9 protein-coding genes are annotated in these 16,798 nt (G+C 35.2%); 4 read left to right on the top strand and 5 right to left on the bottom strand.

Annotated elements, in window-relative coordinates:
- Position 1: 1 nt before the first annotated feature.
- Complete coding sequence (locus tag QYS48_RS10510) at positions 2-973, bottom strand: hypothetical protein (protein ID WP_308355873.1); 972 nt, start codon at positions 971-973, stop codon at positions 2-4.
- Positions 974-1,217: 244 nt separating this feature from the next.
- Here QYS48_RS10510 and QYS48_RS10505 point away from each other — a divergent pair, with 244 nt between their 5' ends.
- The gene (locus QYS48_RS10505) at positions 1,218-3,242 is read left to right on the top strand and encodes a surface glycan-binding family protein (protein ID WP_308355872.1); all 2,025 of its coding nucleotides are present in this window, start codon (positions 1,218-1,220) and stop codon (positions 3,240-3,242) included.
- A gap of 229 nt (positions 3,243-3,471) precedes the next feature.
- On the opposite strand, the gene QYS48_RS10500 is transcribed toward QYS48_RS10505, so the two are convergent.
- Complete coding sequence (locus tag QYS48_RS10500) at positions 3,472-4,011, bottom strand: DUF5675 family protein (protein WP_308358434.1); 540 nt, start codon at positions 4,009-4,011, stop codon at positions 3,472-3,474.
- Between the two features lie 248 nt (positions 4,012-4,259).
- Between QYS48_RS10500 and QYS48_RS10495 the strand changes: the two genes are divergently transcribed.
- Positions 4,260-4,742: a hypothetical protein gene (locus tag QYS48_RS10495; RefSeq protein WP_308355871.1), complete on the top strand. Its 483-nt coding sequence runs from the start codon at positions 4,260-4,262 to the stop codon at positions 4,740-4,742.
- Positions 4,743-4,804: 62 nt separating this feature from the next.
- Positions 4,805-5,821, top strand: coding sequence for a medium chain dehydrogenase/reductase family protein (locus tag QYS48_RS10490; protein ID WP_302101883.1), 1,017 nt, complete (start codon positions 4,805-4,807; stop codon positions 5,819-5,821).
- 102 nt (positions 5,822-5,923) lie between these two features.
- Here QYS48_RS10490 and QYS48_RS10485 read toward each other — a convergent pair whose 3' ends face one another.
- The 3 genes from QYS48_RS10485 to QYS48_RS10475 all read right to left on the bottom strand — a co-directional run bounded on the left by QYS48_RS10485 (position 5,924) and on the right by QYS48_RS10475 (position 15,681).
- The gene (locus tag QYS48_RS10485) at positions 5,924-11,011 is read right to left on the bottom strand and encodes a T9SS type A sorting domain-containing protein (RefSeq protein ID WP_308355870.1); all 5,088 of its coding nucleotides are present in this window, start codon (positions 11,009-11,011) and stop codon (positions 5,924-5,926) included.
- Between the two features lie 157 nt (positions 11,012-11,168).
- Positions 11,169-14,357 (bottom strand): FG-GAP-like repeat-containing protein, encoded by a 3,189-nt coding sequence (locus QYS48_RS10480; RefSeq protein ID WP_308355869.1) that lies wholly within the window; start codon positions 14,355-14,357, stop codon positions 11,169-11,171.
- Positions 14,358-14,382: 25 nt separating this feature from the next.
- The gene (locus QYS48_RS10475) at positions 14,383-15,681 is read right to left on the bottom strand and encodes a PorP/SprF family type IX secretion system membrane protein (RefSeq protein WP_308355868.1); all 1,299 of its coding nucleotides are present in this window, start codon (positions 15,679-15,681) and stop codon (positions 14,383-14,385) included.
- A 196-nt stretch (positions 15,682-15,877) separates the two neighbouring features.
- On the opposite strand from QYS48_RS10475, the gene QYS48_RS10470 reads away from it, so the two are divergent.
- Positions 15,878-16,672 (top strand): outer membrane beta-barrel protein, encoded by a 795-nt coding sequence (locus QYS48_RS10470; RefSeq protein WP_308355867.1) that lies wholly within the window; start codon positions 15,878-15,880, stop codon positions 16,670-16,672.
- Positions 16,673-16,798: the final 126 nt, after the last annotated feature.

Genomic DNA, 16,798 nt, shown 5'->3' with positions numbered 1-16,798 from the left:
CTTACAAATTGTTAAAGTAAAATGCTATATAATTATCAATTTGAGCATCCGTAATACCACTTGGTTCATTCCTCTTCAGCTCATTTCTCAAGCTTGTTAAACCGTAAGAATTTCGTATTACATTTCTTTCAATATTACGCACAGAGAAACCAGTAATAATATCTGTAGGCATATTATTACTATTTCTTTCAGCAGCTTGGTTATAGTTGTCAATCAAATCAATAAAAAGAGGGGTGTAAATATCATTGGTCTCTCCTCTGCCATTAAATCTCCACCATTGTTCGTTATCTACCTGTAATCCCACGTCTGGAACAATTAGATTAGGGCTATCATAATTATTAACTCCCCTGTCCAAGTACTCCTTTCTGGTCAAATACCATTCCACAGCAGTAGCCCAGCTTTCATACAAGATTGGACTAACTTGACCATATCCAATAAGACCAAAGTTCATAGTATTTATATGTGTGGTATGAGCTAATTCATGAATTGTAGTAGAATACAATTGGTTTGTCATGAAATATTGACCAGTATTTTCACTTTTACCCCAAATCTTTATATTTGGTAGCAATCCTGTTCTGAAGTCAACATTTTGCCATTCTTGTCCCCAGTTTACACCAGTGCCTTCTCCATCATTATAATTAATTTTTATTTTACCTCCATTCCCCAAAATTGGTCTGCTTAAGTTATTTACATCTTCAAACGTGTAACGATGGCATGCCCTATGAATTGTTGCGAATCTTAATGACTTACCCCCTCCGATATTTAGATTCCAAGGACTACTCATCTGTGGTCCATTATAGTATGCTTGCGTTAAATTCCCGTCTCGGATGTCCCACCATTGTCTTTCCCAAACTATCATATAATTAACATCTCCTCCAAATGAATGGTCAATGTTTAGATTAATTTTTAAAGCACGTATCGCCAGCAAGTGGCTGGTGGCGTACGTTCGCCTGCGTCCAGCTTTTCGCTTCACTCGCTTATATTTTCAATCTGATAGTTATTATTTCTCTCAGTTTTTGTGGTTTGAAGTCAATTTCTCGCAATTGCCTTTTTAGTTTATTGCCCGGTGGGTTTACCTACTGGGTTTTAATTGATATTATTTAAAAGGTTAGATGTAATAATAAGGGAAATGTACACTATATATTAGCAACCTTTCTTGAATAGATTCTTTAAAATAATTAATTTTATATATCTTAAATGTTGAAAAATTAAAAAATATGCGTACAAAACTTATCTACCTAATTTCTTTGATTTTTTTGAGTCTCTCTTGCACTGAGGAGGAAGAGATACTTGAGATAAGATCCTTAACATATGCCAATAATAATGTCACCTTGAATGTGGGTGAAGGTTTTACCAGTGATATGCCTGAAGTGGATGGTGAGGGCAGCTTTACTTTTTCATTTGGAGATATTTCTGCAAGTGATTTCCAAGGTATTTCAATAGATGAATCTACTGGAGTTATTTCTATAGAGGCAGGAAATACGCTTAAAAGCGGTATTAGTTATGTCATTGACGTTGCCGTTTCTAATGAAGATATCATCGAAGTCTTTCAAGGTGCATTCGTAATCGAGATGGTGTCTCCTGAAGCAATTGTTGATTTTACCTTTGCACCTGATGTAAACGATCCTTATGCAATTGAATTTACTAACTCATCACAAAATGCAGTTGCTTATGAGTGGGATTTCGGAGATGGATCAGAGATATCTACCGAAGAAAACCCTATACATATTTATGATGCTGTGGGTACTTATCAAGTCACCTTATCAGCTGAAAATGCAGATGGAACAGTTAATTCTTTAAGCAAAGAAGTGGTTATTGATGTTCCGCAACCTACGGAAAGTATTTTGCAAATCATTAGCTCAAGTTCTGACCACACCCAATTAGAGGAATTTATAAATGCTGATTCTGAATTAATCACAGCTTTAGAAGGAAATGATTTAACCTTATTCGCACCTGATGATGATGCTTTTGAAAAATTAAGAACAGCACTTGGAATAGAGGACTTAAATCAAATCAATCCTGATATTTTACAAGCGGTTTTAAGCTACCATATTGTCAATTCTGTTAATCTAAGAGCCTCTTTTAATGAAAGTACTGAACTTGAAACAGTTCAAGGTGAAAGCATATTTTTCAATGCAAATGGAAATATCGAAACAGGTGGGACGGATACGGATGTTGAATTTATAGGAAAAGAAATCCTAGCAACAAATGGAGTAGTTCAAGTAGTAGAAACTATTTTAATTCCCCCAAGTATTTTTGCCACAATAGGGACAAATATTGGTAAAGTATCTCAAACTGTATTGTTGGGTGCTGACTTCAGTACTTTAGCAGCAGCTATTGCGAAAGCAGATGAGTATGCCGCTGGTGAAGGTTTAACTTTATTATCTTCTGTTTTAGCAGGTGATGATCCAATCACTGTTTTTGCTCCAATTAATCAAGTATTTGAAGAAGCTGCTATTACTCCTGATACATATACGGGAGAACAATGGTATGGAATTATAGCGACTCATGTTTTAATAGCAGATTATTCCGGACAGGACCTAGGTGACGCCTTAGCGCAGGGAACAAATACATTTCAAACAGCTACAGGAACCAAAATAAAAATCACTCCCACAGAATACCAAAATCAATCAACCATTGCAGCTGGTGGTGCGCCAGTGGTAGCTGCAGATATTGAATCATCAAATGGCCTCACACATGCTGTAGCAGGAATAGTATCAAGTATTGAAACTTACAGTTCTGTTTTACTGGGTGCCCAAGGAAACCCAGAACCCAATTTTTATGACGCATTTAACAATATACGATATTCCTATGCTGACGCAAGAGATGCCTCAGGTACTTCAGGCTCTACTGTAGATTTAGGATATTACTTTGGCGCAACTAACGAAGTAACTTTAGCTTCAATAGATGATCAGAGTTTACATGCTGTTTATGATGCAAATGGTTTACCTATTGAAGGGATATTTGGAACTAGAAATTCAACTCGGTTTAGAGTTACTGATATTAGTCCTGAACAATTTAATAGTTTAATACTGAATAGCCAATTAGAATCTGCAGCAAACTCAGTAAGCAACACTAATACATCTGCTACAAATTTACAAGTTGGGAATGTCATATCATTTACCTTCGATGCTGATAGAGGTGGATATGTTGGTTTAATAAAAGTAATTGAAATTGATTCTGATGGTACTGGTACAGGTACAATTACATTTGATGTAAAAGTTCAGATAGAAGGGAACTAATAATTTTCAAACTATGATTTTAAAGGCCATCTTGTTGATGGCCTTTTTTATGCTTTAACTTTTAAAGTTCCCTTTTTTATTTAGTTTTTTATCTACCCACTTCATAGCTAGCGACACACAAAAACTGACTAATGCTCCTACTGCTGCTAGTATACAGGTTTTAATAATATCTGAACTCTGCAGATTCACTAGCACCGTCAGCAAAGTCCCTCCTGCTACTCCTACCTTATCATGGACTTGCATGAGAATTGTGATTCATTTCCTCCTGTGGAGGATTTTCTTCTTGCTCTACCGCTACCTGGCTTACAGCACTTAACACACTAGCGCCCACTGTCAAGTAACCTGCAGCTGTAATCACTCCAGCGGATAAACTTATCGGTGCACTCAATATAGCACCTCCGATGGCAGCCAATATCAGTCCTGCAGTTCTTAGCTTCTTAAAGAATTTTGGAGTTGGCTGCTGAGCTTGTTTTATGATATTCATATTTGATTGTTTTTTAATGGTGAGATATACCAATTCATTTTCTTTTTGAACCTCCTCAAAGGCTTCTAAAAGTTTATCCATTGCTTTTTGTGAATGAATACCTTTACCTATATCGCTAAGCTTCATCACAGGGGCTATACATCCCTGCAATTCCTTCAGTGCATCATTCGCAGGATGGATTAAAATCCAGCTCCGCTCAGGAACATCCCTCAAAATCAAATGAAAGCCTCGCTCATGGGTAATCCTCTTTTCGATAAGATACTTTCCTTCAGGTACGCAACTTATGTGAACTCAAAAAGCCTTAAATCTTACGATTTAGGGCTTTTTTTATTTTTATGGTTCATTAACAACCAATCTTTAATAAATAATAAATGGCCTGATCTTTATTTTTCTATAGTATGTCAATACCTAATTAGAATCCTATTCATAGCAACTTGTATTTAGTAACTAGATAAAAGTTACTTAAAAATCATCGGTAAGAGTAGTATTTTAAGGAAGGATTGATTTTGTTGCTCACTCTTAAAGTACTATATATGAAAGCAGCAACATTAGCAGAAATCAAAAAGGAATTAAAGCATAAATCAGAAGATGAGCTATTATCTTATTGTTTGAGTTTATCTCGTTTTAAAAAAGAAAATAAAGAGCTTCTCACTTATTTGCTTTTTGAAGCCTCAGATGAAGAAGCTTATATTCAATCTGTAAAAAACGAAATAGAACTACAATTCACTGATATCAATACTCATAATTATTATTGGATGAAAAAGACAATAAGGAAGGTATTAAAGGAAACTAGAAAGTTTATCCGCTATTCAAAAAAGAAGACTACTGAAGTAGAATTGCTGCTATATTTTTGCTATCAGATGCAGTCATTATCTCCCTCGATTAAAGAAAATACATCGCTAAGCAATCTGTATGAACGCTTGATTATATCTATTCGAAAAACAATTTCAAAAATGGAAGAGGATTTGCAGTATGATTATAACCTACAAGTAGATGAGCTTGAAAACAAATCATAAATAAGTCAAATCATTTATGTATGACAAACGTAATCAATGAGCTCAAAAAGTAAAAAAGACAAATGGAATATAAGAAAGTAGTCATTTCGGAATATGGGGCTCCAAACGTTTTAAAAACAATTAGTGAAAAAGAACTTCCCAAGCCTAAAAAAGGTGAAATCAGGATTAAAGTTTTAACCACAAGCGCTTGCTTTACAGACACACTTATACGAAGAGGTGTTTATCCTGCAATCAGAAAAAAGCCACCATTTTCACCTGGATATGATTTAATAGGTGTGGTCGATGCTTTAGGTGAAGGAGTTGATAATTTAGCTGTTGGGCAAAAAGTTGGCGATTTAACTGTAATTGGTGCTTACACAGAACACATTTGTCTGGATGCCAACGCTGTAGTTCCAGTTCCAGCTCAATTAGACGATGCAGAAGCCGTTAGTATGATATTATCTTATCTTACAGCCTATCAAATGCTTCATAGATTTACCAAAGTGAAGAATGGGGATACGATTTTAATTCATGCTGTTTCAGGTGCTGTGGGTACAGCATTACTGCAGCTAGGTAAACTCATGAATCTAAAGATGTATGGTACTGCTTCTGAAAAAAAACATGAGTTTGTAAAAGACTTAGGAGCAATTCCTATTGACTACAAGAATAATGATTTTGAAGAGCTAATTAAAGCAAAAGAGCCAAATGGTATTGATGCTGTATTTGACCCAATTGGAGGAAGCTATTTTCCAAAGTCATTAAATACACTCAAAAAGAATGGGACTTTAGTAGCTTATGGCTATCAGAATTCAGTAGATGGAAAAGGTGGTAATGTAGTATTTGATTTCTTTAAAGTACTTTTTTGGAATTTACTCCCAACAAAGCCCTCCGCTAAGTTTTATGTAATTACTTCTGAAAGAAAAAAACATCCTAATTGGTTTAAGGCTGATCTAAAAGCACTTTTTAAATTCTTAGAAGAGAAAAAGATCAAACCTATTATTGGTAAAGTAATGAACCTAGAAGATGCAGCAAAAGCACACGAATTAGTAGAAAATTATAAAGTAGAAGGGAAAATTATTTTACGAGTGAATAATGCTTGATACAATAGTTTATCTATTTAAAAACAATGGAGTTAGTACAAAAACAGCATAAAAAAACCTCAGTTCATAAACTGAGGGTTTTTAGTTTTTTATAAATCCTAATTACTGTTTTTTTATAATTTTGAGCATACTTTGATTGCCATCTTTTGATTTCAGGTAATACACACCTTCATCTAAATCTGTTAAATCAATCTCCTGATTTTGTTCATTTCTTAACCAAATAGTTTTAACTATAGCACCATTACTAGAGACGATAGAGACTTCTTGTTTCTCTCCTTCATATCCATTTAGATAAAGAATGCCCGAAGTTGGGTTAGGGTATAAGTTCAGTTGATCTATAGCTAAGTCATTGGACAAAATAGTGATAATTTCAAAGTCGACTATACCTTTATCATTTATATATACCATCACATTTAATTCAATTATCTGCTCATCAATAGGCAATTTAAAAGAAGTTGCTGACTCTTCAAGGCCTGGTATATCTAACAGTAATTCGAACTCACCATTAGTTAAGTTTTCCATTTTGAAATTCCCTTCTAGATCAGTCACGGCACCGCTTACTATTTCATCGTTCACTTCATTTTTAAGGTATAAAATTACCTCACTAACGCCTTCCCCATCTTCTAACTTACCAGTAGACACCCTTGAGTTAGACTGATTGTCAGACCACACAACTTTACCATTAATTTGACGGTTTCCATTTGAAGCACTCCTTTTAGCTTTCATTTTCATGTTTAAGCTTAAATTATTATTTACCCTTAGTGAGGAAGCACCCTTACTAAATAAGGTATTAGCATAGTAAGTAGGGAAAATATCAGCAGTTGAACTTCGAATAGGAATCACTTGCAATATGTAATTTCCAGAAAGAACGTCTTCAAAACTTAAATCTCCATTGGTAAATTCAGATCTTTGATACAGTCCACCATTTAGGTAAAAAAGCTTTGCAATACCTTCCTCCAAAGGAGATTCATCTGGGCGCTTAACATTTACAGAAATATCAAAAGTACCTAGCACAGCTACCGTTTTAATTACTTCAGCACTGTTTATGGTATCATTCCCTGTTTGATAGGCCTTAACACTAACCACTGATCCGCTGGTTATGATAAGTTTGTTATCAAAAATACTAGCTGATCCGCTTTCTACGCTGAAACGAACCGGCAGACCACTAGAAGATGAAGCTACCAAGGGATAAGGAGACTGATCCTGAGACAATGTATCTGGAAGATTGAAGGTAATGGTTTGATCTTCCTTAACTATCTCCGCTTTTGTCACAATAACTTCCCAATCCTGAGTTGTACTTTCATCTTGAGCAGTGACCGTATATTGCACAGCTTCGGTAAAGTCCCTACCTATGTTAGTCGCTGGAGAAATAGAAGCACCCTCTGAAATTTCAATTTCCGAAATTAAATCAGTGAGATCGGTCAAGCCTTCCACTTCAATTTCTACCGTATGATTTTCAGTATTAATAATAGCATCGGATGTAGAGGATTCTAATTCAAAGCTAAGGATATCGGTTGCTGTGTTAGGCTTGGTAAATATTTCAGCGGAAAGGCTAGCAGTACAAGCTGAGCTGGTATCGGTAAGCTGAATATTATAATTACCTTCCGATAAACTATCAATTATGATCTCCTGCGTATTTACATTGACAATACTAAAGAATTCTCCATTTAAAAGAATTTCATAAACACGATTTGGTCTGCTTATCTCAATCGTAATAGAACCATTGGCAACAGAACCGAAATCTTTATCTTCGCTATTCAATATGCTTGCGGTAAATGAGGCCTCATCAATAATTTCAATTGTTTCAATATTAGTCAGGCAACTCCTATTATTATTCATTGCTTGAACTGTATAAAAGCCAGGTGCTAAACTATCTAATATTGCGCCAGTTTCATCAAAATCAGTCTCGTTTTTTACTGCAGATCCTTTATACCAAAAGAAAGTATAATCTGCTTCAGTATCTAAATCAACGATTGCTTCTATTCTACCATTAAAGGGATCACAGTTAGTAACAGGATCTGTTGTTGCAGACAAATTCGGAATAATGATGTTGTTATTTATCGTTACTCTTTCAGTAGCCGAACATCCTGTGTCATTATTGGTCACTCTTGCTGTGTACTCTCCACCGCCAAGTCCGCTAACGCTTGTTCCTGTTCCAACAACGGTACCTGTTGTTCCAGCACCCGCGAACCACTCAATAGTATGATCAGCTACATTACCGATTATAGAAACGGTTACGCTACCATTTGGATTACTAGTGTCGCATGAGTTATTTTCAGTACTAGAGATAGTATCTATTTCTGGAGATTGTGTTCTGTTTATTTCTACAGTTACTAATGCAGATTCACAATCAGAACTGTTATCTGTGACTTTTACGGTATAGCTTCCTTCTGGTAAATTATTAACAGTTGACCCAGTGTAATCAGGCGTAGGTTTTTCACTAGTCCCTATATACCATTCAAAAGTATATCCTGCAGTACTGCCCCCTACAGAGGCCGTTACTACTCCAGAATTCGTATCCGAACAAACAATATCTGTGGCACTCGCTGTTGCTACAGGAGGGTTAGTTTCATCAGGTACATTAATAGATTCAATAGTTTGGCAACCTGTTGCTATCTCAGTTACCAATACCGTATAGGCAGCTGAACTCAAACCTGTTGCAATATGACTGTTGCTTATTTGAAGCCCACCCCCAACAGTATTTCCTTCATACCATTCATATTCAAAATCACCTACAGGTTCACCTCCATTTATAGTTACTGACAATCTACCGTTAGGATTTTGGCAATTTTCATTTCCTCTATCGATACTAATATCTGCCTCTAAAGTTCTTTCGATATCTTGTACTACCACTTGAATTGTATCAGAACTACAGCCTACTAATCTGTTGGTAGCAAACACAGTGTAAGTACCTGCGCTTAAGCCCGTATAATTAGAACCTAGGTAGTCTGGCGTATCATCAACTGAACTACCATTGAACCAATAGAAATCTAACTCTGCTATTATTTCCGTTTCATCAAGAAGATAAAAGGCCCTGATTGAACCATTTGCAGGAGTACCTCCAGTAGAACAGCTTATGTTATCGACAACTTCCGTAGATAGTTGGAATGGAAATAGAGTAACTGCTGAGGAAGCCAGGTTATTTTCGTAATTGCACTCCAGAAAATTAGAAGTAGGAAAAGTTATTGGGCTAGGAGTAGAAGAACCATTATCATTTAGTGCTGCATAAAGTCTGAAATTACCTCCGATACCATTAACTGTAATATCCTGGGCTGAAACAGTTTCTCCTACACTAATATTTACTGAAATCAATTCAGTATTTAATTTAGTAGCACCTGCAACTAAAGGATCACCATCATAAAAGGTAACTGGAATCTGTCCATTAACAGCCACATCACCTATGTTTTCAAAGTCAAAACTTACGGTGAAGTTTTCTGACAAACAATCCACCGCATTCACTGAAAATGAAGATTGAATAATATTTAATTCGGCTGCTGCATAGGCGTAGCAACCATCAGAAGTAAGGAAAGGTGATTGATTTAAGAAATTATTTAGTGGACGATGTGGACCAGGAGTACAAACTCCATTAGAAAAAACCATCTGATGTTTTTGTTGATTTTGCGGTACGGTCAAGTCATCATTGATATTCACATTGAAATAAGCATGCTGATTCCAAACCTTTCTCGCAGGTACCCATGGAGCTCCAGCTGATTTATAGATTCTTACCTCAGCATCTCCTGAAATGGGTAGATCTCTTCCAAAATCTTCAACCCTGTAATCTTCAGGAGTGCAAACCACACAAATTTCAGTAGACCCATCTGCATCTACATCCACCACAACTGGATATTCTACATTAGTTCTAGATCGGCAAGGCATTTGAACATTAATACTCCCATCATTTCCATTCATTATGTACAAATAATCTTCATCTCGATATACAATTTCAGACATACCATCACCATTGAAATCAAATAAAGTAGCACCTGTGATACCTGAGGTTTCTTCATTCACGATCACAGGAGCAGGATTTCCATATACATCTTCCCATAGCATCTCCCAATTTTCATCCAGTGCATATAAATATCTACCCGAATTAAAAGTAGCATTTAATTGACCATCACCGTCTAAATCAGCAATATTGATACGTCCCATACCATTTCTCCATCCGAATCTATAATCTCCTGTACCTCTTGGATCACTAAAAACTGCCACTGTATCATTTGTAACGTCCCAAAAAAAAGCACTTGTTACATTTGTCGTGGGAGTGCCATTTGTTGCGCCTGTAAAAATAACATCCAAGTTACCATCCAAATTGTAATCTGCTACAGAAGTTGTGGCCGCGTATTCTTGAGTTCCTTTTATACGATAGTTATATTGATTAGTAGGCATAGTAGCTGCAACCGTTAAGTTCCCAGCATCTAAGGATCTGTTTCCTAGCGCAACAGAATATATTTTATCTCCAATAACTAATTCTAAATCACCATCGCCTAGTATATCAACTGCAACTCCTCCACTATTGATACTTTCCCAATCAGCAGTTTGAGTCTTAACTATTCTTGTACCAGTTAGCGGATCTCGTATTTCATCTTTGTAATACATTTCTGCCTGTCCATCTCCATCAAAATCAGCAAAACTAAGGAATATTGGGTCGTTTAAAAGATCCTCAGATTCCCATAAAAAATTTAATTCACAATCGTATGCCACTATTCTATACTTACCAGAGCCACTAAAATAGGTGAAAAATACTTCGGCACAATTATCATCCTCTATATTTGCGATGGCTCCGCCTCTAAACGTGGGGTAATTAATTGTGGCTTGATGTTTTATGCTGGCGTCATCACCGTTTAATACATATATTTTGTCAGTGTAAGCATTATTTGTAATAATTTCCGGAATTCCATCTCGATCTAAATCTCCTACAACTAATTGATTTAAGCTATTTACAACATTTCTTGGAGAGGTATACCCTCTTTCCAATATAAATTGCGGAAACGCATTAGGCTCTGCCTCACAAGAAGCATCGTTGCTCATATAAAAACCATCACAAGCGGCATCTGAGGCACAATCTCCATCGAAACAGTCTATAAAACCGTCTCCATCGTTATCAATGCCATCATTACAGATTTCTTGAGCGATGCTGACTGTTAAAAAGGAAAAGAGGGAAATGATGAATAGAAATAATTTTTTCATTATAGGTTGAATTAACTAACTGGCTATTGAGATGCCAAAACCAAAATAGCGTGCAACATACTAATTATTTAGTATTTCTGTACGGCTACAGTCAATTAATTTAAATAAATCCATGAATTATTATATAATTATAAAAGGAGTAATATCTATTTAGCGCCTATCTCAGCAAAGTAATACTTCCGGCCTTGATTTTGCCTCTTTCTGCACTTTTGATTACATAATAATATACACCATCTGGGACTTGGGTTCCATTGCGAGTTCCGTCCCAATCATTATTATAAGGAATTGCATTATAGATTAGATTTCCTTGCTGATCATAGATTTCCACTTCAAAATCAGAGAAAAATTGTATATTCTGAATTCTCCAAAAATCAGCTACTCCATCTCCATTTGGTGAGAAAAATTTCATAGCCCCTAACTGATCTCCTAAATCCTCCCCTTGCTGTACTTCAATTATGACCTCTGCAAAACCAAAGCATCCATTTTCATCAACTCCCTCTACTAAAATAGAGGTGGTAGCTAATGGAGTAATTTGAATCTCATCAGAAGAACTTTCAATTAATGTGGAATCAGCAAACCACTGAAATGAATCTAATCCATCCACCGCAAGCGTTACGGTATCACCAATACTCACAGCCAAACTAGAAGCTTCAATTTCCACTTCAGGAGTAGGGTTTACCTCTACTTCTATCTCAGAAAATCCCTGACATCCATTAGCATCAACTACTGTTACTCCATAAGTTCCCTCTTCCGTTACCGTAATAGAAGCTGTTTCTTCCCCTGTATCCCAGGAATATGATTCAAACTCACCTTCAACAGACAAACTCACTTCATCACCTTCACAAACGGCCGTCTCAGATGCGGTTATTGAGAAATTTAATGAGCCAGAAACAGTTATTTCCTGAGTGAAAGTTTGCCTACAGGATGATAATCCTTCATAAGATACTTCTAAACTAACTTCAAAAACTCCTTCCGAATTATAGACATGTGTGGGGTCTTTTTCATTAGAAGTATTTCCATCACCAAAAATCCATCGATACCGTGCTAATGACTCATCTGCTACAGTTGATTCATTAGTAAAAGCAACTGCAGTTCTTATGCAGGCATTTTCAGGTAAAGAAAAATCCACTTCGGGAGCTTCTAAAAAATCAATATTGAGGGTATCGGTATAAATTTTAGGACAAAAAGTATTGACCTGATCTGTTATTTCAACATAATATTGACCAGACTCTGAAGGATTATAAGTTACCGTTGTTGCATCAGTAATTGGGCCATTGGAATCGAACCATTGATATGAATAGTTTGAATTATTGGGTGAAACCGATAACTCAGCCGACTCTCCAATGCATAAACTCTCTCCTGCCCCCGATTGAGCAATAGAAAAATTAGGACTTGCAACCGCTTCAACTATTATACTTTTGGTATCAATGATACATGACCCAGAATAAACATCTAGAAAATATCTACCTGCTTTATTTGTACTAAAATTCCCTACTTCCACAGAAATACCTTCTGCAATAAAATCTTCTGGGCCTCGCCATTCATATTTATTGGCTCCTATATCTGTAGAGGTTAAGGTAAGAGTACCGCCAGTACAAATGGGATCATTAGCACTTAATTCCGCAGGTGGAAGAGCGGTTGCATCAGTAATCGATACCTCGATTTCCTCAGATACTTCATTACATGCTCCATTTTCAGTTGATAAACTTACAGTGTAGGTTCCGGAAGAAGCAATATCTGAAAATTCAATAAAATTCTCTGGGCCAGATTTTACCAATGTGCCATCCTGAAACCATTCATAAGTTAAGCCTTCTATCTTTTGTGTTTCTAATCGAACCGTATTACCCTCACAAAAATTGATAGGCCCTTCGGGTGTAATAATTGGCTTAATACATCTGTTATTTCGAAGTATTGATATTTTTGAAGCTACTATATTATTGTTATCATCATCAACGCTAGAAAAAACTATATCAGGCTTACTATCACCGTCTATATCTCCGACCTGAACATTTCTATTGATAAAATCTACTGGAATAGAAACAGTATTAAAGCTTAAATTATTTCCTCCTTCATTATTTAAAACATTGATTGCTTTATCTTCTCCAATTGTAGAAGTTACTATATCAATATTACCATCACCATCAATATCTCCAAAATCAAGCCCCCAAGGCCTTCTATCAGTGGAGATATTCTGAGCTGAGCCAAAGTCCGGCACCCCGCTATTCGGTGTTTGGTTTAAAAAAACAGCTACAGCCGAACTCAAAAACAAAGTAGCCACTACATCCGGTTTATTATCATTATTAAGATCTGCTACTTTAAGGTTTACGAATGTCCCTGCTGAATTAAATTGTTTAAAATCAGTAAATGATATATTTCCTACACTCCCTTGATTGGTGGCTACATAAAAGCCGCCCCCATCTGTAAGGAACTGATTTGTAATGATTTCAGGCTTACCATCATTATTCAAATCTTCTACTTCTAAACCTGCAGTACTTTGCGCATTATCTACCGTTAAGAAAATTGGATCATCAAAAGTTATACTACCGTTAGAAGTATTTTTTAAAATGACAATCTGATTATTGGTTTGATCAGAAATGGTTAAATCAATTTTACCATCTAAATCAAGATCTTTGGCTACAATTCTTTTAGTTGAAACACCATCAATTCTGATATTCTGTATAGAAAAATTAGGGCTATTAGGGGAACTATTATTAATAAGAAGTATTATTCGATCACCATCATTTCCTTCAGAAAAAATGAGTTCTGGTTTTCCATCTCCGTTTAAATCTCCTGCCGTTACGTTTAAAGATGAAGTTTGGATGTTTAAATTCGTTCGAACAAGGCTTAAAGGATTTCCAGGAGTACTTAAGTTTCTGGTTAAGGTTACAAAATTTGCATTAGAGTTAGCTCCTACAATATCATTCTTACCATCACCGTCAAAGTCAGTAATAACAACATCAAATAAACCACTGGCCGCATCAATATTGGTTTGAGGGGAGTCAAAATCAGAACTTTCTACGCCTTGATCACCTCCAAAACTTAAATAGAAATCATCTGCCGCATAATATAAGCCTGTGGTAGAATTAAAAAGAAGAACATTATCATAAGTTGAACCTGAAGGTACTTCTGCTTCTATTAATTGATCCGATGCACTAAACACAAAGCCTTCAGCAGCACCAAAAAAAACTCTATCAATTCCGCTTAATCCAGATCCAGTAATCTCAATTTGATTACCTGCAAATGTATTCTTTGGGGTAATGTTTTCAATGAATGTATCTTGAGCTTGAATAGTATAACTCAAAATCGAAAAGAAAAATAAACCAATATATTTTTTTAATAATTTCATTCTAAATATTAAAGAATACAATTTCTTATTCTGGATCTACTACAATTACCTTAACGTTTTTGAATTTTGTTACTTCTTCTGCGATCTTTTTATCCTTATAAGCATCTCTACGTGAGTAAGTTTCATAAATATACACATAATAGATTCCATTTCCTTTGTTGAAGAAAATATCTGCCACTATATCATTTTCTTTTTTCAACTGTTTAACTAGCTTATCAGCAGAATTAAAATCCTTATATTCTTTTACCACAACATAATATTTCGTTTGCTGAGCCTGACCTTCATCCCCTCCGTATTGTACATTTTCACTAGAGAATCTTGGAGCTCTCTCCTCAGTTCTACTTAAACTTTTTAATTTCGGTCGTTCTCTTAACTCTTCTAGTTTGCCCCCAATGTTAAATTTAAGTTGGATTTCATGCGAACCATTTACAATACCATTTACAATATTGGTAGAAGGCTCATAAGCATAGCTGAAAGTAAATTTTTGCATATTTAAACCCACCATACCAGCAAATCCATAATTCAGTCGATAGGAGGCTCCTAGCCAAAATAATTCATCAAAACTCAAGGTGCTCATAAGTTCGATTCTTTGGCCCACTACTTGTGAATACTGGTAAATGGCATAAAATTGTAAAGGTGCATAAACATCTTCTAGCTTTATTCTTTTTTTGAATCGACCTGTACCTCTTGTCACTAGCTTATAATCAACAGGCTTTTTAAAATATGCCATTACCAAAAATTCATCAAAGGGCGAAAAATCAAATCTCTCGAAATTTTGTATACTATTATATCTCGAATTGAACAAGCGAGGAAGGCTAGCTCCAAAATTAATTCCTGTCGCACTTTCAATCTTCAAGCCCACATTGGCTAATGGCTGAAGATTATTATTTAAAAAATTAGAAATTGATGGATCACTTAAGTCAGAAACTTGTGTAAAATCTAAACTATTGGAAGTAACACCACCTGAAATACCAAATCGCAGCTTTGTATCTTTTGTCAAATTTACAATATAGGAATAGGTAGCCAACACATCATTTGTTGAAAGTAATCCTCGATTGAAGTTCCTTAAAGTACCGCTTAAACCAAACTTTTTATATTGAAAAGGAGATTCAAAGGTTAAAGTAGTAACCATAGGAGCACCTTCAACTCCTATCCACTGTTGTCTGTGATTTATTGAAGCAGTTCTGAAAGGAAACATAGCCGCTTCTGCAGGATTGTATAAATAAGGCGTTGTATAAAAATGATTATAAACAGGTAATTCTTGAGCACATATTTGCCTGACAAATAAAAATAATAAAGAATATAGTATGAATGCTCTAATCATTAACAAGATAAGCCTACAGTTGCCCTAATTATCAAATTTCCTCCTAAATGTAGCGAACTTTAAAATCTAAAAATATTAATCGCGAAACATAAAAAAAAATAGTTTGCTAATAAAGATTAATCTTTTCAATTAATTAGCTTTGAACTTACTATTAAAATATCTTGTCTAAATTATTAATATGAACTAACATAGACCGATGAGTTACTTTAAGCCTATAAAATCATTCTTCATTATAATCCTACTTATTCTAACAGTAGATTCTGCTTATTCTCAAATCTATTTAGGAATGAAAGCAGGCGCTAGAATGAATTGGTTAAATTATGAGGAATTTAATAGTGAGGACTATTCAAGAGCTCCTTTTTATGGTTTTAATGCAGGCTTTAGTTCAGCTTTTAAAGTCCAAAAACGATTTTTACTTCAATTTGATGTACTTTATGCACAAAACGGTAAAAATATTATGGGTATTGAAGATCCTGTATTAGAAAACAATGCACGCTATCATTACATAAATACTCCAATTGTTTACAAATTAGATTTTATTGAAGCGATAGGAAAAAGAACATTTAAATGGCATATTGGAGTTGGTCCTAATGTTGATTTTTGGTTAGGCGGCAACGGAAAATTAAAATCAGTAGAACTATTGGAGGAAAATATTGATGAATTGGAATACAGAGTCCGTTTTGGCGATTTTCCTGCGGATCCCGAAGATAAAACACTTTATTTTAGTGATGCCAATAGAGTGCAATTAGGTTTAATAGTATCGACTGGTTTAATATTAGAACCAGCTCCTGGGCAGGTTTTTCAACTTGATTTTATGTATTTGTGGGGACATAGCAATATAGCAAAAGAAGAAGGTAGGTATTCAAATGTAATCGGATATCGAGATAACTTAGATGCCTCTTTTCAAAGCTTCCAGATTACCGTTTCTTATTTATATGACTTCATTAACAAAGGTAAGAAAGAGAAGAAAAATTATTACGAAAATAAATGACTTCTACAATTGTATGTAATTTTATCGAAGTTTAATCCTGTTTTACCTTTTATTTATATCTATTCGTAGAATAAGAAAATTATTATTCTTAATTAATCGAATTTTTTTAACCCATGTAAGGAAATC

It is taken from the genome of Marivirga arenosa (assembly GCF_030503895.2).
Lineage (GTDB): Bacteria > Bacteroidota > Bacteroidia > Cytophagales > Cyclobacteriaceae > Marivirga > Marivirga arenosa.
This window is presented reverse-complemented; position numbering and strand designations above follow the sequence as displayed.